Here is a 16,399-nt window from a genome sequence, read left to right as displayed (position 1 = left end):
AAAATGAATATTATTGAAGAAAAAGTAGATTTACTAAAAAAAGCAAATATATATTTTGATGGAAGAGTTACAAGTAGAAATTATACAAACTCTGAAGGTGTTGTAAAATCATTAGGAATTATGTTACCTGGTGAATATAAATTTGGTACAAAAGCAGCAGAACATATGGAAATTATTTCAGGAAAACTAGAAGTTTTATTTGCGGGTATGGAAAGTAATTGGGAAACTTTTCAAGGTGGAAGTTCTTTTGAAGTTCCTGCAAACTCAAGTTTTGAAGTAAAAGTTGAAGAAATAACAGATTATTGTTGTACATATTTAAATGAATAGGTAAAAAATGGAAAATAAAAATATAGATAATAAACCTAAACATGAAAGTAAATTAAGAGCTTTAGATAATTTATCTTTAGGAATATCAATTGTTGTAGCTATTATATTAGGTTTTGCAATAGGTTATGGATTAAAAACTTGGACAGGTTATGCTTGGACTTTATGGTTAGGAATATTTTGGGGTGTTGCTGCAGCAGGACTTAATATATATAAAGCTTATAAAAGAGCTCAAAAAGAGTTTGAAGGTCTTGAAAATGATCCAAGATATGCTTATAGAGCAAAACATGGGGATAAAGCTGATTTAGAAGATGAATAATGCTCAAATTATAAATTTTATAAAAGTTTTTATTGTATTAGATTTATTTCTAGTTTTATATTCTTTTTTATTTCAAAATGCAACTTGGGTTTTAAATACACAAGTTGCATTCTTTGCTTCTTTACTAATTACTCTTTCTTCTTATTTTTCTTATAGAAGAAATGTAAATAAAAGACTTTCTAATTTAAAAGAAAAAAATGATTTTAGAACTTTAGAAGATAGGGATAAAATTGATGAAATTGATGATCCTTATGATTTATATAGTGAATATGAAGAAATACCAGAAGAAGAGTTAAATACTGAAAAAATTAAAGAGATTATAAAAGAAGAAAAAACAAAAGTAAAAAGAAACTCAATAAAAAATACTTTTACTTCGGCAAGTGGTTTTATATCTATTTTTAGAGTAGTAGCTTATGGTTTTCTAGTTTTAGGTTTTTTTGCTTTAAACAATAATAAAATTTTCATAGCAATACCATTTTTGATAGGCCTTTCAGTTGTTCCTTTAGGAACATTACTTTCAAAAATAGTTTATAGAAGAAAGTAGAAGGTTAAGACCTTACTTTGTAATTAAAGGAAGGTCTATAGAAATTTTTTCTTTTGTTTTTGCAACTATAAAAGAAGCATTTTCGTCTTTATAAGTAAAGTTGTCAAGGTTTACTTTTTCAGGAGAAGATATTTCAACACTAATAATTGAATATTTTTTCCCTTCAATTTTAATATATTCCCCAATTTTAAGAATAACTGATGTATTTATTATTTGATTTTTTTCAAAAGCATCATAGATTAAATTCAAAGTTTTTATAAATTCATTTGCATTAATTTTGAATTCAGGGATAGAAGGGTCATAGTTTTTGATATATTTAGCTTTAGATTTAATTTTTTTACTTGAAATTGCTAAATCTACTAAAGTAAAAATATTTGTAATATTTGTATTTTTTGTACTTAATTGAGAATCTTTTTTTACCATTGCACTTTTATAAAGTTTCATATGGATTTCATCTTCATCTTCATATTTTACAGTAATAGCATAAAAAGTATAGTTCTCTATATTTAAGTCAATATAGCTTGTCTCTACTCCAAAAGTTTTAGGAGCATACTTTACTGCTAAATCGTAAAGCTCTTTTTGCTTAATTCTACTAAGCAAAAATTGAGCTTCATGATTAGAAAATGTTAATTTTCCTAAAGAGGAAAAAGAAATAATAGGGTTTAAGTCTAATTCAACCCATTGCTCATAAAAGTTCATTAAAATTAACTTTCCACATAATTTTTAAGGTTTTTACCTACTTTAGGGTGTTTAAGCTTTTTAATTGCACTTGATTCAATTTGTCTTACTCTTTCTCTAGTTACATTTAATTCTTTTCCTATCTCTTCAAGTGTTCTATCACTAGCATCTTCCATAAGTCCAAATCTCATTCTTACAACAGCTTGTTCTCTTTCATTTAATTGCGCTAAAATTTGATCAATTTGACCTTGTAAGTCATCTTTCATGATATTATCAACTGGAGTTGGCGCTTTTTCATCTGGTACAAAGTCTCCAAATTTACCATCATCATCAGATCCAATAGGTGCTTCAAGTGATACAGGCTCTTTAGTGATTTTAATTACTTGTTTTACTTTATCAACAGGCAATGCAACTTCTTTTGCAATTTCTTCTACATCTGGCTCTTTACCATTTTCTTGAATACCTTTTCTAATGATTTTATTAATTCTATTAATAGTTTCAATCATATGAATTGGAATTCTAATAGTTCTTGCTTGGTCAGCAATTGCTCTTGAAATTGCTTGTCTAATCCACCATGTTGCATAAGTAGAAAATTTATAACCTTTTTTATACTCAAACTTATCAACAGCTTTCATTAGACCTATATTTCCTTCTTGGATTAGGTCTAAGAAAGGTAAGCCTCTATTTGTGTATCTTTTTGCAATAGATACCACAAGTCTAAGGTTTGATTTTGCCATTCTAGTTTTAGCTTGGTCAGTAATTCTCTTACCTCTTTTGATTTGTTCAAGAACATCTTTTAGTTCTTCTTCTTCTAAATCAAAACCACCTTTTGATGCTTCTGCAGTTTGGAAAAGTTTTTTAATTTCCATATATGTTGAAACCATCGTTGCTTCAGGAACCATTGTCGTAATTTGAGCTTTTGATAAATTTAGAATATTATCTAAAATCTTTTGGTGATTTTTTAATAAAATATCATTGAATAAAGGTAATTTATATTCTAATTTTTTTAATTCTGTTTCAAAACCAGTTTCTGATTTTAAAGCTGTTTCCATAGCTCTTACAATTTCTGAAATTAATTTAGAAGTTGGACCTAAATCTGTTAATGCATCTTTTACAACTTTCTTTTTAAATGCTGCTGAAAGATTAAATTGCATTAAATCTTGCTCATCATCTGATTTTGCTTCTTCTTTTGTTTGAAATTTAAGCCAATCTTTTTTTGCTTTTTCTAGAACTTTAAATGAAGCAATAATAGTTTCAGCTCTTTTATCAAGTTTTTTTATTTTTTTAGAAGCTTTTTCATCTTCTTCTAATTCTTCTTCATCTTCAACTTCAGTTTCAGAATCAGAAGAGTCATCAGAGTCTTCATCATCAAAGTTTCTAAATAACTCTTTTACTTTTCTTTCTCTATTTACTAAAGGTTCTTTGTATTCCAAAATAAAATCAATTAAATATGGAACATAACAAATAGCATCAAGAATGATATCTTCACCCATTTCTATTTTTTTAGAAATTTCAATTTCTTCTTCTTTTGTAAGAAGTGGAATTTGACCCATTTCTCTTAAATACATTCTTACAGGTGAATCTGATCTTGACCACTCTAAAAGTTCTTTATTTTTTAATAGGTCATAAACATCTTCTTCATTTTCTCTTAATTTATTTCTTAAATCTTCTTTCTTTTTTGCTTCTTCAGCATTCATTCTTTTTGCTTGTTCTTGTGAACTTATAAGTGTTACATTATATAGTTGGATAAAAGCTAAAAGTTTTTTTACATTTGCTGCTGAGGGAGCTTTTGGAAAGATTTTAATAAGTTTTTCAAAGGTTAAGACAGAGTCTTTATATTCTTTAACTGTATTTTCAATCTCTTTATTTAAATCTTTTGCACTCATAAATGATTTTTTCCTCATTGTTTTAAAGATAAGTATACATTATACCGAAATTATTTGAAAGGTGTATTAATTATTTGATTTAATCTATTATTTTTTTAACTTTAGATAAAATAATCAACTTTAGAAAAATATCCAAGAGTTTTAAAACAAAATATTGAATTACAAGGAAGTATAAAATGAATACAATTACAGGAAAAGTTTGGAATTTTGGAGCAAATATAGATACTGATGTTATCATTGCTGCAAGATATTTAAATAGCTCTGATCCAGAACACTTAGCAAAGTATGTTATGGAAGATGCAGACCCAGAGTTTCCGAAGAAGTTACAAAAAGGTGATATTATTGTTGCAGGAGAAAACTTTGGTTGTGGTTCTTCAAGAGAACACGCACCTATTGCTTTAAAAGCAGCAGGTATTGCAGCAGTTGTTGCTCCTTCATTTGCAAGAATTTTTTATAGAAATGCGTTTAATATGGGATTACCAATTTTTGAATTACCAGAATCTGCTGAAATAAAAGAAGGTGAAGAGATTTCAATTAATTTAGACGAAGGAATTATCACAAATAATACAACAAATAAAACATATAAATTTATTGCAATTCCTGAGTTTATGCAAGAACTAATTGCAACAGGTGGATTAATAAATTATGCAAAAGCTGAAATGGGAGTTGAAAAATAATGAAAAAATATAATATATCAATAATCAAAGGTGATGGAATTGGTCCTGAAATTGTAGATGAGGCTATTAAAGTTTTAGATGCAGTTTCTTATTCTTGTGGATTCTCTTTAGAATATAAAGAGTATTTAATGGGAGGAATTGCTATTGATGTTACAGGAGATCCTTTACCAGATGAAACTGTAAAAGGAGTATTAAATTCTGATGCTTGTTTATTTGGGGCAATTGGTGGAGAAAAGTGGGATACTTTACCAAGGGATAAAAGACCAGAAACTGGACTTTTAAAGTTTAGAGAAGCTATGGAGGTTTATGCAAACTTAAGACCTGCAATTATTTATGATGAATTAGTAAATGCTTCAACACTTAAACCTGAAGTTATCGAAGGTGTTGACATTATGATCGTAAGAGAGCTTATTGGTGGAATTTATTTTGGTCAACCAAGAGAAAATGATGGTTTTAAAGCATTTAATACTATGGTTTATACAAAACCTGAAATTGAAAGAATTGGTAAACAAGCTTTTGAATTAGCAATGAAAAGAGATAAAAGAGTTTGTTCTGTAGATAAAGCAAACGTTTTAGAAGTTTCTCAATTATGGAGAGACACAATGGAAGAAATTGCAAAGGATTACCCAGAAGTAGAATTATCTCATATGTATGTTGATAATGCAGCAATGCAACTTGTAAGAAATCCAAAACAGTTTGATGTTATTGTAACTGGAAATATTTTTGGAGATATCCTTTCTGATACAGCATCTATGGTTGTAGGTTCTATTGGATTATTACCATCAGCTTCAACTGGTGATAAAACGGCTATTTATGAGCCAATTCATGGTTCAGCTCCTGATATCGCTGGACAAGGAATTGCAAACCCAATTGCAACAATTGAAAGTGCTGCAATGATGTTAAGATACTCTTTAGGAGAAATTGAAGCAGCAGACAAAATTGATGCAGCAATTAAAAAAGCATTAAAAGATGGATATAGAACAGGTGATTTAGCTGCTTATGATGCAAAAGAAGTTGTTTCTACTGCTGAAATGGGTGATGTTATTGCAAATAACATAAAATAAGTTTAGGAGTGTATGGTTATGTCTAAAAAGTATAGATTAGTTACAAGAAGTGATATGGATGGTTTAGTGTGTGGAACATTAATGAAGTACTTAGGTATTATTGATGAAATTACTTTTGTACACCCGAAAGATATGCAAGATGGTAAAATTGAAATAACGCAAAATGATATTACAACTAACTTACCATATGTAGATGGTGTTTACTTAGCTTTTGATCATCATTTTTCTGAAACACTTAGAAATGAAAAAAGAGATAACCATATAATTGAGGCTGATGCCCCAAGTGCCGCTGAAGTTGTATATCAATATTATGGAGGAGATAAAAAATTTCCTTCAAGTTTTATAACAATGATGGATGCAGCAAATAAAGCAGATAGTGCAAGTTTTACAAAAGAGGATATTCTCAACCCTCAAGGTTGGGAGTTATTAAGTTTCTTAATGGATTCTAGAACTGGACTTGGAAGATTTAGAGAATTTACTGTTTCAAATTATCAATTAATGATGGATTTAATTGATTATTGTAAAGACCATACAATTGAAGATATCTTAAAACTATCAGATGTAAAAGAGAGAGTTGATTTATACTTTAAATATGAAGAAGAGTTTAAAGAACAACTAAAAAGATGTACTACAATCAAAGGTAATCTTGCAATAATTGATTATAGAAATGAAGAAATAATATATCCTGGAAATAGATTTTTAGTATATGCTTTACATCCTGAGATTAATATTTCTATGCACGTTGTATGGGGAAGAGAAAAACAAAATGTAGTATTCTCTCCTGGTAAGTCAATTTTAAATAAAACTTCAAAAACAAATGTTGGAGAATTAATGCTTAAATATGGTGGCGGTGGTCATAAAGCTGCTGGTGGTTGCCAAATTGATCACGATAAAGCCCAGCAAGTACTAGAAGAGTTAATTACTCAAATTAATGCAGATGGTTAATTCTTTAACTGTATAAATAAATAGGATTTCTCCTATTTATTTGTTTGACTTTCATTATCTAGTAAGTCATCATGTTCTTCCATATCCCAAGGTAATGTTGCTGGAGTAGTATGAACAAATCTTAAATATCTTTCAAATTGAGTTAAAATATCATTTATAATTGTATGTTCTTCATATCCATATAAATCATAATGTAATCCTCCTCTTTTCAAAAAGGCTTCTGCATTATAATAGTATTTTTGTTTTTTATTAGCATCTTCTAAGTGAGCAAATTCTGGTATTTCATACTCTCTTAATCTTACTTCATATGTAAATTTAATATCATCATCTTTATAAATAAAAATTATAGCCCTTACATACTCTTCATCATAATCAACATCGCAATCCCACTCAGACTCTTTAAGTTCTTTTTGAATTTTTTTCATACTATTTTGAACATCATTTTTTATAAATTTTTCAACAACATTCTTTTTAGGAAAGTTTATTAATTCTTTAAGTCTACCTTTCCAATATTCATCATTATCAATATCTGGATGTTGGAAATTCATATTTACAGTATGTTGTAAGCTATTTTCTCTATGGTTTTCTATAATTAAAGCTCTCCACATACCAATACCAGCAATTATCATAATAATTGCAAAAGGTAAAGCACTAACAATTGATGCCGTTTGTAAAGCTGTTAATCCTCCTGCGATTAATAAAACTGAAGCAACAACACCTTCTAGAATAACCCAAAATGAACGTTGCCACGCAGGTGTTTCTATTGCACCACCAGAAGCCAATGAATCTATAACAAGAGAACCAGAATCTGAAGATGTTACAAAAAAAGTAATTATAAGAAAAACAGCAATAAAAGAAAGTACATTAGTTAAAGGTAATCTTTCAAAAAGTTTAAATAAAGCAATTGCTTTATCATTTTGTACTTCAGTAATTAAAGATTCATAACCTTGAACCATAACCATATGTAAAGCTGTGTCTCCAAAAATAGAAAACCAAAGAAAAGTAAAAATTGTAGGTACTAACATAACCCCTACAACAAATTGTCTAATAGTTCTTCCTTTACTGATTTTAGCAATAAAAAGACCTACAAATGGTGCCCAAGCGATAGTCCATCCAAAAATAAACAGTGTCCAGTTTCCTATCCAATCATTTGAAGTATAAGCTTGAAGGCTAAATGTTCTTTCTACAATATTACTTAAATAACTACCAGTATTTTCTAAAAATGTATTAAGTATAAAAATTGTTGGTCCAACAATAAAAACAAATACCATAAGTGAAATTGCTAAAAGTATATTTAAAAGTGATAATCTCTTTACACCTTTATCCATACCCGCAAGAACAGAAAATAATGCTAATGCAGTTATTATAGCAATGGTAATAATTTGTACATTAATGTTTACTTCAATTTCTGGCCATAAATAGTTTAATCCTGCATTTATTTGTGAAACTGATAATCCTAAAGTAGTTGCAATACCAAAAAGAGTTCCTAAAATAGCAAAAGTATCAACAGTATGTCCCACAGGACCATGAATTTTTTCTCCAATTAATGGATATAAAGTTGATCTCATAGATAAAGGTAAACCATGTCTAAAAGCAAAATACGCAAGGGTTAAACCAACTAATCCATATATTGCCCAAATATGAAATCCCCAGTGGAAGTACGCAATTTGCATTGCTTGTTTTGCAGCTGCAATTGTTTGTCCTTCTCCTGTAGGAGGTGAAGCATAGTGTAAAATTGGTTCTGCAACACCAAAAAATAGTAATGCAATTCCATAACCTGCTGAAAATAGCATTGCGAACCACGATGAAAAACTATACTCAGGTTCTGAATGGTCTGGTCCTAATTTTATTTGTCCCCATGGAGATAATGCAATTGATACAATAAAGATTAAAAATAAGGCAACAGCTAACATATAAAACCATCCAAAATCATTTGTTATATATGTTAATGTTACTGAAAATACTTCTCCCATTCCTTTTGGATTTGAAATTGCTCCAATGACAAGTAGTAAAATAACAATTACTGCTGGAATAAAAACAGGAATTAAAATTGTTGAGTTAGATTTTTTAAATTTTTCTAACATTGTCCTCCTTTGTTATTTAGTAAAGTACTATATATTAACAAAAAAGTATTAAGAGTTTAATTTTATTTTTAAACTAGAAATAAACTCTTTATTTGATGGTAACTTTAAATTTGATTCTCTTTGCTTTTTCCCCCACATTGATTCTGGGAAAAAAGAATCTTCTTTAAATCTTGCCATTATATGAAAATGTACATGTGGAACATAATTACCAAATGAAGCAATATTTACTTTTTCTGGATTATAATATTCCAGCATAAGTTTTTCAATAATATCAAGACATCTTAGTATTTCCATTTTTTCTTCTTGTGTACAATGTGAAAACTCTTTTTTCTTTTCATTGGTAAAAACAATGAACCAAGGAATTTCATTTTCTTCAAATTTAATATGAATTAAGTCATTTTTATATATCATTTGTTTCTCTTTTCTTTTATTAATATGAAGTATATTAACAAAGGTATAATTAAACTACATTTAAGCAAAAATTAATTATAATCCGAATCCATTTTTCCAACCATCAAGGAATTTTTTATAAAATTTTTGTGTTTTATAAAGAGTTGGGCAGAACCAGAAAAAAGCAAATAGCCCTTGTCTCAACTGAGATACAATGGTTGTTTTAGCTTGGCTAGGCCGATTTTTATTGCAATGCAATATAAAAAATCGGGGCGAACTACAAAAAAGCAAAGCAGTTTGCTTTTTTCAAGTGTAGTTCTTCCCTGTTGGAATGTGGGAATAAACACAAAAAGGACTCACTGATGAAAGTTAGAGCTTCAGTAAAGAAAATGTGTGATAAATGTAAAATTATCAAAAGAGGCGGTGTCGTAAGAGTGATCTGCGAAAATAAAAAACATAAACAGAGACAAGGATAATCATGGCAAGAATTGCAGGTGTTGATTTACCAAATAAAAAAAGAATGGAATATGCTTTAACGTATATCTATGGAATTGGTTTACATAACTCTAGATTAATCTTAGATGCTACTGGAGTTTCTTATGATAAAAGAGCACATGAATTAACAGAAGATGAAGCAGCATCAATTAGACAAGAAATCCAAAAAAACTATATGGTTGAGGGTGATCTTAGAAAGAAAGTTGCAATGGATATTAAATCTTTAATGGATTTGGGTTCATATAGAGGTTTAAGACACAGAAAAGGTTTACCTTGTAGAGGGCAAAAGACTAAAACTAATGCTAGAACAAGAAAAGGTAAAAAGAAAACTGTTGGTGCAGGATCATAAGGATAACGAATGGCAAAAAGAAAAGTAACTAGAAAAAAAATAGTAAAAAAGAATATTGCTGACGGTATCGTACATATTGCAGCAACGTTTAATAACACAATGGTAACTATTACAGACAATGCAGGTAACGCAATTGCATGGTCAAGTGCAGGAAACTTAGGTTTTAAAGGTTCTAAAAAATCTACTCCATTTGCAGCACAACAAGCTGTTGAAGATGCAATGACAAAAGCTATGGAACATGGTATCAAAAATGTTGGTATTAAAATCCAAGGACCAGGTTCAGGTAGAGATACAGCAGTTAAATCTGTTGGAGCAATGGAAGGTATTACAGTAAAATGGTTTAAAGATGTTACACCATTACCACATAATGGTTGTAGACCTCCTAAAAGAAGAAGAGTGTAAGGAGTAGTTAATGGCTAGATATAGAGGACCAAGAGAAAAGATTGAAAGAAGGTTAGATGCTGACCTTGGATTAAAAGGTGAAAGAAGACTTAACGGTAAATCTGCTTTAGAAAAAAGACCATATGCTCCAGGACAACATGGACAAAGAAGAACAAAAATCTCTGAATATGGTTTACAATTAAGAGAAAAACAAAAAGCAAAATACCTTTATGGTGTATCTGAAAAACAATTTAGAAAATACTTTAAAGAAGCTGCAAGAAGAGATGGAAATACAGGGGCAAACCTTATTTCATTAATCGAGCAAAGATTAGACAATGTTGTTTATAGAATGGGATTTGTTACAACTAGAGCAAATGCAAGACAATTTACAACTCATGGGCATATCTTAGTTGATGGTAAAAAAGTTGATATTCCATCATACGTAGTAAAACCAGGTCAAAAAATTGAAATTAAAGAAAAATCTAAATCTAATCCACAAGTTGTAAGAGCTTTAGAATTAACTAACCAAACTGGTATGGTTGAATGGGTTGATGTAGATAAAGATAAAGTATTCGGAATTTTTACAAGAATCCCAACTAGAGAAGAAGTTGTTATTCCTGTTGAAGAAAGATTAATCGTAGAGTTATATTCTAAATAATAAATAAGGTTAGCTATGAAAAAATTTGCAGACACACCGTTTTTACCAACAGAAGTTGAGATAGAAGCAATTAGCGATAATGAAGCTAAAATATCAGCATATCCATTTGAAAGTGGTTTTGCAATAACTTTAGCACATCCTTTAAGAAGATTACTTTTATCTAGTTCAGTTGGATATGCTCCAATTGCAATTAAAATTGAAGGTGCTTCGCATGAGTTCGACTCATTAAGAGGAATGCTTGAAGATATAGCTATTTTTATAATTAATCTAAAAAACATTAAATTTAAAATTAATGGTGATGAAGAACAAGTTGTAGTTGAATACTCTTTTGATGGACCAAAAGAAATTAAAGGTTCTGACTTAGGAAATGCTGATGTAGAAGTTGTTTCTCCTGAAGCACATCTTGCGACTATTAACTCTGATTGTAATCTAACATTTTCTGTAATTATTCAAAGAGGTATTGGTTATATGCCTTCTGAAGATATTAGAGATATTGTTGGAACAGAATATATTCCATTAGATGCTTTCTTTACTCCTGTAAAAAAAGTTGTATATAATATTGAAAAAATGTTAGTTGAAGATAACCCTAACTTTGAAAAAGCTGTATTTACAGTACAAACAAATGGACAAATTACTCCAATTACTGCATTTAAAGAAGCGGTATCAGTTATGTACTCTCAAATGTCAGTGTTTAACAAAGTTTTTGATTTATCTGAAGTAACTGTAAATGATGCTGGTGAAGAACCAGTAGAATTAAAAGATTTAATTGTAAAAATCGATGACTTAAACTTAAGTGCTAGATCATTTAACTCTTTAGATAGAGCAGGATTAAAATTCTTAGGTGAATTAGTACTTATGAGTGAAGTAGAAGTTAAAAACATTAAAAATTTAGGAAAGAAATCTTTTGATGAAATCTCAGAGAAATTAGAATCTTTAGGTTTCCCAATTGATAGTACACTTCCAGAAAATGTTGCCTCAGCTTTAAGAAGAAAGCTAGAGCAACTTAAAGCATAAATTAAGGGTTTGATATGAGACATAAGCACGGATATAGAAGATTAAACAGAACATCTTCTCATAGAAAAGCATTACTAAAAAACTTAGCAATTGCTATCATTGAAAGAGAGAAGATTGAAACAACTGTACCAAAAGCAAAAGAGTTAAGAAGATATATTGAAAGATTAGTTACTACTGCAAGAAATGCAGACTTTAATACACATAGAGCAGTATTTGCTTTATTACAAGATAAAGAAGCTACTAAAAAACTTATCAATGAAATTGCACCAAAATACGAAGGTAGAAATGGTGGATATACTTCTATTGTTAAAACAAGAATTAGAAGAGGTGATGCTACACAAATGGCATTTATTTCTTTTGTATAATAGTAAAAAATAATTTACTACTCTTAAAAGGTAAAAGTCAATGACTTTTACCTTTTTTTATTTCTAAATAATCATACTTTTTTAATATTAAAATTTCATTTACTTTTTTTTAATCATTTTTTATATATAATGGCGCGTTATACTACATATTTGTAAATCCTAGGAGAGACATTTGATAACTCTAAAAGAAGCACTAAAATTAAATAGTGATGAAGTAAAGAAATTAAAAGAAGAATTAACTTCTAAAATAAAAGAGAGTAACATTGGTGCTTATGTGGAACAGCTGACAAATACTGATATAACAGATTCTAATAATGGTATACCAATTGCTATAAAAGATAATATAAACGTTAAAAATTGGGAAATTACTTGTTCGAGTAATATTCTAAAAGGATATAATTCTCCATACAATGCAACAGTAATTAATAAGCTTGAAGAAGCAGGATTATGTGCTTTTGGTAGAACAAATATGGATGAATTTGCCATGGGAAGTTCTACAGAGTCTTCTTGCTATGGTAAGACTTTAAATCCTATTGATAATACAAAAGTTCCTGGAGGAAGTTCAGGTGGTTCTGCAGCAGCTGTTGCTGGTGGAATTGCTATTGCAGCTTTAGGAACTGATACGGGTGGAAGTATTAGACAACCAGCAGCTTATTGTGGTGTTGTTGGTATGAAACCAACTTATGGAAGAGTTTCAAGATATGGTATTACTGCATATTCTTCATCTTTAGATCAATGTGGTCCTATTACTCAAAATGTAGAAGATGCTGCTATTTTATATGACATTATTTCAGGAAATGACCCAATGGATTCTACTTCTGCTAATGTTGAATATGAAGCAGTTGCTCCTAAACTTGATGGAGATAGAAAATTAACAATTGCAGTTATTGATAGTTTTGTAGAAGAAGCAAGTTCAGCTATCCAAGAAGGATATAAAAAAGCTATAAAAGCTTTTGAAGATGCAGGACATACAATTGTTCACAAAAATATGTTAGATACAAGTAAAATCCTTTCATCTTACTATATTGTTGCGACAGCAGAAGCTAGTGCAAACCTTTCTAGATTTGATGGTGTTAGATATGGAAATAGAAAAGGTGAGGGTGGTTTAAAAGATATGTATACTCAAACTAAAACACAAGGTTTTGGTGAAGAGGTACAAAAAAGAATTATGCTTGGTTCTTTTGTTTTAAGTTCTGGTTATTATGATGCATATTATATTAAAGCTCAAAAAGTTAGACATTTAATTAAAGATGAATATGAAGCAATTTTCAAGGATGCTGACTTAATCCTTTCTCCAGTAGCTCCAACTACTGCTCCTGAGTTTGGAAGCTTTAAAACATCACTTGAAATGTATTTAAGTGATATATATACTATTTCTGTAAACCTTGCAGGATTACCTGCAATCTCATTACCTATTTCAAAAGATGAAACTGGTATGCCAGTTGGATTACAGTTAATTGGAAAAGCTTATGATGAACAAACTGTATTTGATGGTGCTTTAGCGTTAGAAAAAGCTGTAAATTACAAAAAATAGATATTTTATTAAGGGTTATATTATGAGAATTAGAAAAAAAGCGTTAACATTTGAGGATGTGTTATTAGTACCAGCAAAATCTGAAGTACTACCAAAAGAAGTATGTATTAAAACAAAACTAACAAAAAATATCGAGTTAAATATTCCTTTTGTATCTGCTGCAATGGATACAGTTACTGAATATCAAGCTGCAATTGCAATGGCAAGACTTGGTGGTATTGGAATTATTCATAAAAATATGGATATAGAAGCTCAAGTATTACAATGTAAAAAAGTTAAAAAAAGTGAATCTGGAATGATTATTGACCCTGTAACAATCACTCCTAATCAAACTTTACAAGATGCAGAAGATATTATGGCATCTTATAAAATCTCAGGTGTACCAGTTGTAGATGATAATAATAAATTATTAGGTATTTTGACAAACAGAGATATGAGATTTACAAAAGATTTTAGTGAATTAGTAGTTGATAAAATGACTAATATGCCTTTAATCACTGGAAAAGAGGGTACTACATTAGAAGAAGCTGCTGATGTAATGCACCAAAATAAGATTGAAAAATTACCAATTATTGATGAAAATGGCTTATTAAAAGGTCTTATTACAATTAAAGATATCAACAAAAAAAGAGAATATCCAAATGCAAACAAAGACGAGTTTGGAAGACTTAGAGTTGGTGCTGCAATTGGTGTAGGACAAATGGACAGAGCAAAAGCGCTTGTTGAAGCAGGTGTTGATGTTCTAGTTCTTGATTCAGCTCATGGACATTCAAAAGGTATTTTAGATTCAGTTGCAACTATTAAAAAAGAATTAAATGTAGAAATTATTGCTGGTAATGTTGCAACTGCTGAAGGAACTAAAGCTTTAATCGATGCAGGTGCAGATGCTGTTAAAGTAGGTATTGGTCCTGGTTCTATTTGTACAACAAGAATTGTTGCAGGTGTAGGTGTTCCTCAAATCTCTGCAATTGATGAATGTGCAGCAGAAGGTGCTAAATATGGTGTTCCAGTTATTGCAGATGGTGGTATTAAGTACTCTGGAGATGTTTCAAAAGCACTTGCAGTTGGAGCTTCATCTTGTATGATGGGTTCCGCTTTAGCTGGTACTGATGAATCTCCAGGAGAAGTAGTATTATTCCAAGGAAGAAAATTCAAAACATATAGAGGAATGGGTTCTATTGGAGCTATGACTAAAGGAAGTAACGATAGATATTTCCAAGAAGGAACAGCCGCTGATAAACTTGTACCAGAGGGAATTGAAGGTAGAGTTGCATATAGAGGTGCAATTGCTGATATTATTCACCAAATGGTTGGAGGACTAAGAGCTTCAATGGGTTATTTAGGTTCTAAAGATATTCCTACATTCCAAGAGAAAGCTGAATTTGTAGAGATTACATCTGCTGGACTTAAAGAGTCTCATGTTCATGATGTTACTATTACGAATGAAGCTCCTAACTACCACGTTTAAAAGTGATGTTATAAACATCACTTTTAGATTCCATTGAGTTTTTTAAAACTTTTATAATATTATTTTAGAAATCCAATGGACTTCTTATTTCATTTTTATTTAACTCTTTTACCACGTGTGTATATATCATAGTTGTTTCAATAGATTTATGTCCTAATAGCTCTTGAATACTTCTTATATCTGTACCATTTTGGAGTAAATGAGTTGCATATGAACGCCTAAAAATATGTGATGTAACTCTTTTATCTATATTACACTTATTAACTGCATTTTTTATATTTCTACTTAAAGTTACATCTAAAATATGATGACGTCTTTGTTCTCCAGTTATGGGGTCTTTTGAAATTTTATTCATAGGGAATACATACTGCCATTTTGTTTCATATTTAGCATTTTTAAATTTTCTCTCCAATGCATAAGGTATAAAAACACTTCCAAATCCATCTTCTAAGTCTTTTTTATGAAGTTCTTTTACTTTTTCAACTTGAACTTTTAACTCTTCCTTTATTTTTAAAGGAAGTGGTAAAGTCCTATCTTTAAGTGATTTACTATCCCAAATATAAATTTTGTCATATCCCTTGTGCTTGCACTCTCTTTGAGAAAATCAATATCTTTAATTCTTATATTTTGTACTTCTTTCATTCTTAATCCACAACCATACATAAGTTTAACTATAAGTTGATAAACACCCGTCATATTTAATATAATATTTTTTACTTCATCTATAGTTAAAACCACTGGAATATGTTTCCTCTCTTTTGCTCTTAAAGCTTGAATATTTTGCTCTTTTAACGAGATATTCAAAACTTGTTCATATAAAAATAATATTGCATTAAATGCTTGGTTCTGCGTAGTAGGAGATACATTTAGTTTTGTGGCAAGATATGTAAGAAATTGTTCGATTTCAAATTTTCCCATCTCTTTAGGTGTTTCTTATTATGGTAAATAATATATCTTTTAGCCCAGCTTATGTAGCTTTGCTCTGTTTTTATACTGTAGTGTTTAAATTGTATTTTGTCTCTCATTATTTCTAGTAGTTTTTTACCCATAACTCACTCCTGATATATTTATCATTATGTTAAACTATTACAGTTTTTAAGCAATATCAGAACATTTTGATAAGATATTAAACATATTGGTAATAATCTAAGGAAAATAATTATACCAAGTATAAGAAATAAAATAAAAAATATTATATATTATAATATATTATTTATAACTTTA

The 16,399-nt window shown here is 29.5% G+C and carries 20 protein-coding genes and 1 pseudogene; 14 read left to right on the top strand and 7 right to left on the bottom strand.

Annotated features, from left to right (window positions below):
* The first annotated feature begins 3 nt into the window (after positions 1–3).
* Genes ppnP through CP965_RS04020 form a run of 3 tightly spaced genes read left to right on the top strand, consistent with a single transcriptional unit; the run spans position 4 to position 1,187 of the window.
* The gene (ppnP, locus tag CP965_RS04030; protein WP_206732246.1) at positions 4–327 is read left to right on the top strand and encodes a pyrimidine/purine nucleoside phosphorylase; all 324 of its coding nucleotides are present in this window, start codon (positions 4–6) and stop codon (positions 325–327) included.
* Between the two features lie 7 nt (positions 328–334).
* Positions 335–643: an AtpZ/AtpI family protein gene (locus CP965_RS04025; RefSeq protein WP_129060758.1), complete on the top strand. Its 309-nt coding sequence runs from the start codon at positions 335–337 to the stop codon at positions 641–643.
* Positions 636–1,187 carry a hypothetical protein gene (locus CP965_RS04020; protein ID WP_129060757.1) on the top strand — a complete coding sequence of 184 codons (552 nt, stop codon included), beginning with the start codon at positions 636–638 and terminating at the stop codon, positions 1,185–1,187. Before CP965_RS04025 ends, CP965_RS04020 begins: the two co-directional genes overlap by 8 nt.
* A 12-nt stretch (positions 1,188–1,199) precedes the next feature.
* Here the strand turns inward: CP965_RS04020 and CP965_RS04015 are convergent, their stop codons facing one another.
* On the bottom strand, positions 1,200–1,886 hold the full coding sequence (locus CP965_RS04015) for a hypothetical protein (protein WP_129060756.1): 687 nt from the start codon (positions 1,884–1,886) through the stop codon (positions 1,200–1,202).
* A gap of 5 nt (positions 1,887–1,891) precedes the next feature.
* Entirely contained in the window at positions 1,892–3,769 is a 1,878-nt protein-coding gene (gene rpoD / locus CP965_RS04010) for an RNA polymerase sigma factor RpoD (RefSeq protein ID WP_267285275.1), read from the bottom strand.
* A 158-nt stretch (positions 3,770–3,927) separates the two neighbouring features.
* On the opposite strand from rpoD, the gene CP965_RS04005 reads away from it, so the two are divergent.
* The 3 genes from CP965_RS04005 to CP965_RS03995 are packed head-to-tail and all read left to right on the top strand — an operon-like array spanning position 3,928 to position 6,437.
* Positions 3,928–4,428 (top strand): 3-isopropylmalate dehydratase small subunit, encoded by a 501-nt coding sequence (locus CP965_RS04005; protein WP_129060754.1) that lies wholly within the window; start codon positions 3,928–3,930, stop codon positions 4,426–4,428.
* Entirely contained in the window at positions 4,428–5,492 is a 1,065-nt protein-coding gene (gene leuB / locus CP965_RS04000) for a 3-isopropylmalate dehydrogenase (RefSeq protein ID WP_129060753.1), read from the top strand. The genes CP965_RS04005 and leuB overlap by 1 nt, the downstream gene beginning before the upstream one ends.
* An 18-nt stretch (positions 5,493–5,510) precedes the next feature.
* Positions 5,511–6,437, top strand: coding sequence for a DHHA1 domain-containing protein (locus CP965_RS03995; protein ID WP_206732245.1), 927 nt, complete (start codon positions 5,511–5,513; stop codon positions 6,435–6,437).
* A 32-nt stretch (positions 6,438–6,469) separates the two neighbouring features.
* Here the strand turns inward: CP965_RS03995 and CP965_RS03990 are convergent, their stop codons facing one another.
* On the bottom strand, positions 6,470–8,521 hold the full coding sequence (locus CP965_RS03990) for a BCCT family transporter (protein WP_129060751.1): 2,052 nt from the start codon (positions 8,519–8,521) through the stop codon (positions 6,470–6,472).
* A 48-nt stretch (positions 8,522–8,569) separates the two neighbouring features.
* Positions 8,570–8,956: an HIT family protein gene (locus CP965_RS03985; protein ID WP_407646391.1), complete on the bottom strand. Its 387-nt coding sequence runs from the start codon at positions 8,954–8,956 to the stop codon at positions 8,570–8,572.
* A 317-nt stretch (positions 8,957–9,273) separates the two neighbouring features.
* Between CP965_RS03985 and rpmJ the strand changes: the two genes are divergently transcribed.
* The 8 genes from rpmJ (at position 9,274) to guaB (ending at position 15,175) form a co-directional block, all read left to right on the top strand.
* On the top strand, positions 9,274–9,387 hold the full coding sequence (rpmJ, locus tag CP965_RS03980) for a 50S ribosomal protein L36 (RefSeq protein WP_044415264.1): 114 nt from the start codon (positions 9,274–9,276) through the stop codon (positions 9,385–9,387).
* A gap of 2 nt (positions 9,388–9,389) precedes the next feature.
* Positions 9,390–9,755 carry a 30S ribosomal protein S13 gene (rpsM, locus tag CP965_RS03975; RefSeq protein ID WP_129060749.1) on the top strand — a complete coding sequence of 122 codons (366 nt, stop codon included), beginning with the start codon at positions 9,390–9,392 and terminating at the stop codon, positions 9,753–9,755.
* A 9-nt stretch (positions 9,756–9,764) separates the two neighbouring features.
* Positions 9,765–10,157: a 30S ribosomal protein S11 gene (rpsK, locus tag CP965_RS03970; RefSeq protein WP_129060748.1), complete on the top strand. Its 393-nt coding sequence runs from the start codon at positions 9,765–9,767 to the stop codon at positions 10,155–10,157.
* 10 nt (positions 10,158–10,167) lie between these two features.
* Positions 10,168–10,794: a 30S ribosomal protein S4 gene (gene rpsD / locus CP965_RS03965; protein ID WP_129060747.1), complete on the top strand. Its 627-nt coding sequence runs from the start codon at positions 10,168–10,170 to the stop codon at positions 10,792–10,794.
* 15 nt (positions 10,795–10,809) lie between these two features.
* The gene (locus tag CP965_RS03960) at positions 10,810–11,808 is read left to right on the top strand and encodes a DNA-directed RNA polymerase subunit alpha (RefSeq protein WP_129060746.1); all 999 of its coding nucleotides are present in this window, start codon (positions 10,810–10,812) and stop codon (positions 11,806–11,808) included.
* A gap of 14 nt (positions 11,809–11,822) precedes the next feature.
* Positions 11,823–12,173 carry a 50S ribosomal protein L17 gene (rplQ, locus tag CP965_RS03955; RefSeq protein ID WP_129060745.1) on the top strand — a complete coding sequence of 117 codons (351 nt, stop codon included), beginning with the start codon at positions 11,823–11,825 and terminating at the stop codon, positions 12,171–12,173.
* Between the two features lie 172 nt (positions 12,174–12,345).
* Positions 12,346–13,707, top strand: coding sequence for an Asp-tRNA(Asn)/Glu-tRNA(Gln) amidotransferase subunit GatA (gatA, locus tag CP965_RS03950; RefSeq protein WP_164970991.1), 1,362 nt, complete (start codon positions 12,346–12,348; stop codon positions 13,705–13,707).
* Positions 13,708–13,729: 22 nt separating this feature from the next.
* Positions 13,730–15,175, top strand: a complete 1,446-nt coding sequence (gene guaB, locus CP965_RS03945) for an IMP dehydrogenase (protein ID WP_129060744.1) — start codon at positions 13,730–13,732, stop codon at positions 15,173–15,175.
* A gap of 64 nt (positions 15,176–15,239) precedes the next feature.
* On the opposite strand, the gene CP965_RS14430 is transcribed toward guaB, so the two are convergent.
* The 3 genes and pseudogenes from CP965_RS14430 to CP965_RS14420 form a co-directional block, all read right to left on the bottom strand.
* Positions 15,240–15,683: a tyrosine-type recombinase/integrase gene (locus CP965_RS14430; protein WP_267285277.1), complete on the bottom strand. Its 444-nt coding sequence runs from the start codon at positions 15,681–15,683 to the stop codon at positions 15,240–15,242.
* 2 nt (positions 15,684–15,685) lie between these two features.
* The gene (locus tag CP965_RS14425; RefSeq protein WP_267285276.1) at positions 15,686–15,871 is read right to left on the bottom strand and encodes a tyrosine-type recombinase/integrase; all 186 of its coding nucleotides are present in this window, start codon (positions 15,869–15,871) and stop codon (positions 15,686–15,688) included.
* A 150-nt stretch (positions 15,872–16,021) separates the two neighbouring features.
* Positions 16,022–16,200: pseudogene (locus CP965_RS14420) on the bottom strand (site-specific integrase); the annotation flags it as partial.
* Positions 16,201–16,399 lie beyond the last annotated feature (199 nt).

It is taken from the genome of Halarcobacter mediterraneus (assembly GCF_004116625.1).
GTDB lineage: Bacteria > Campylobacterota > Campylobacteria > Campylobacterales > Arcobacteraceae > Halarcobacter > Halarcobacter mediterraneus.
Note: the sequence above shows the minus strand (reverse complement) of the source record. Positions and strands in the feature narration are given on the sequence as shown.

Excerpts from the sequence above, each read along its gene's own strand:
- ppnP (WP_206732246.1), top strand. The coding sequence starts at position 4 with ATGAATATTATTGAAGAAAAAGTAGATTTACTAAAAAAAGCAAATATA.
- CP965_RS04025 (WP_129060758.1), top strand. The coding sequence starts at position 335 with ATGGAAAATAAAAATATAGATAATAAACCTAAACATGAAAGTAAATTA.
- CP965_RS04020 (WP_129060757.1), top strand. The coding sequence starts at position 636 with ATGAATAATGCTCAAATTATAAATTTTATAAAAGTTTTTATTGTATTA.
- CP965_RS04015 (WP_129060756.1), bottom strand. The coding sequence starts at position 1,886 with ATGAACTTTTATGAGCAATGGGTTGAATTAGACTTAAACCCTATTATT.
- rpoD (WP_267285275.1), bottom strand. The coding sequence starts at position 3,769 with ATGAGGAAAAAATCATTTATGAGTGCAAAAGATTTAAATAAAGAGATT.
- CP965_RS04005 (WP_129060754.1), top strand. The coding sequence starts at position 3,928 with ATGAATACAATTACAGGAAAAGTTTGGAATTTTGGAGCAAATATAGAT.
- leuB (WP_129060753.1), top strand. The coding sequence starts at position 4,428 with ATGAAAAAATATAATATATCAATAATCAAAGGTGATGGAATTGGTCCT.
- CP965_RS03995 (WP_206732245.1), top strand. The coding sequence starts at position 5,511 with ATGTCTAAAAAGTATAGATTAGTTACAAGAAGTGATATGGATGGTTTA.
- CP965_RS03990 (WP_129060751.1), bottom strand. The coding sequence starts at position 8,521 with ATGTTAGAAAAATTTAAAAAATCTAACTCAACAATTTTAATTCCTGTT.
- rpmJ (WP_044415264.1), top strand. The coding sequence starts at position 9,274 with ATGAAAGTTAGAGCTTCAGTAAAGAAAATGTGTGATAAATGTAAAATT.
- rpsM (WP_129060749.1), top strand. The coding sequence starts at position 9,390 with ATGGCAAGAATTGCAGGTGTTGATTTACCAAATAAAAAAAGAATGGAA.
- rpsK (WP_129060748.1), top strand. The coding sequence starts at position 9,765 with ATGGCAAAAAGAAAAGTAACTAGAAAAAAAATAGTAAAAAAGAATATT.
- rpsD (WP_129060747.1), top strand. The coding sequence starts at position 10,168 with ATGGCTAGATATAGAGGACCAAGAGAAAAGATTGAAAGAAGGTTAGAT.
- CP965_RS03960 (WP_129060746.1), top strand. The coding sequence starts at position 10,810 with ATGAAAAAATTTGCAGACACACCGTTTTTACCAACAGAAGTTGAGATA.
- rplQ (WP_129060745.1), top strand. The coding sequence starts at position 11,823 with ATGAGACATAAGCACGGATATAGAAGATTAAACAGAACATCTTCTCAT.
- guaB (WP_129060744.1), top strand. The coding sequence starts at position 13,730 with ATGAGAATTAGAAAAAAAGCGTTAACATTTGAGGATGTGTTATTAGTA.
- CP965_RS14425 (WP_267285276.1), bottom strand. The coding sequence starts at position 15,871 with ATGACGGGTGTTTATCAACTTATAGTTAAACTTATGTATGGTTGTGGA.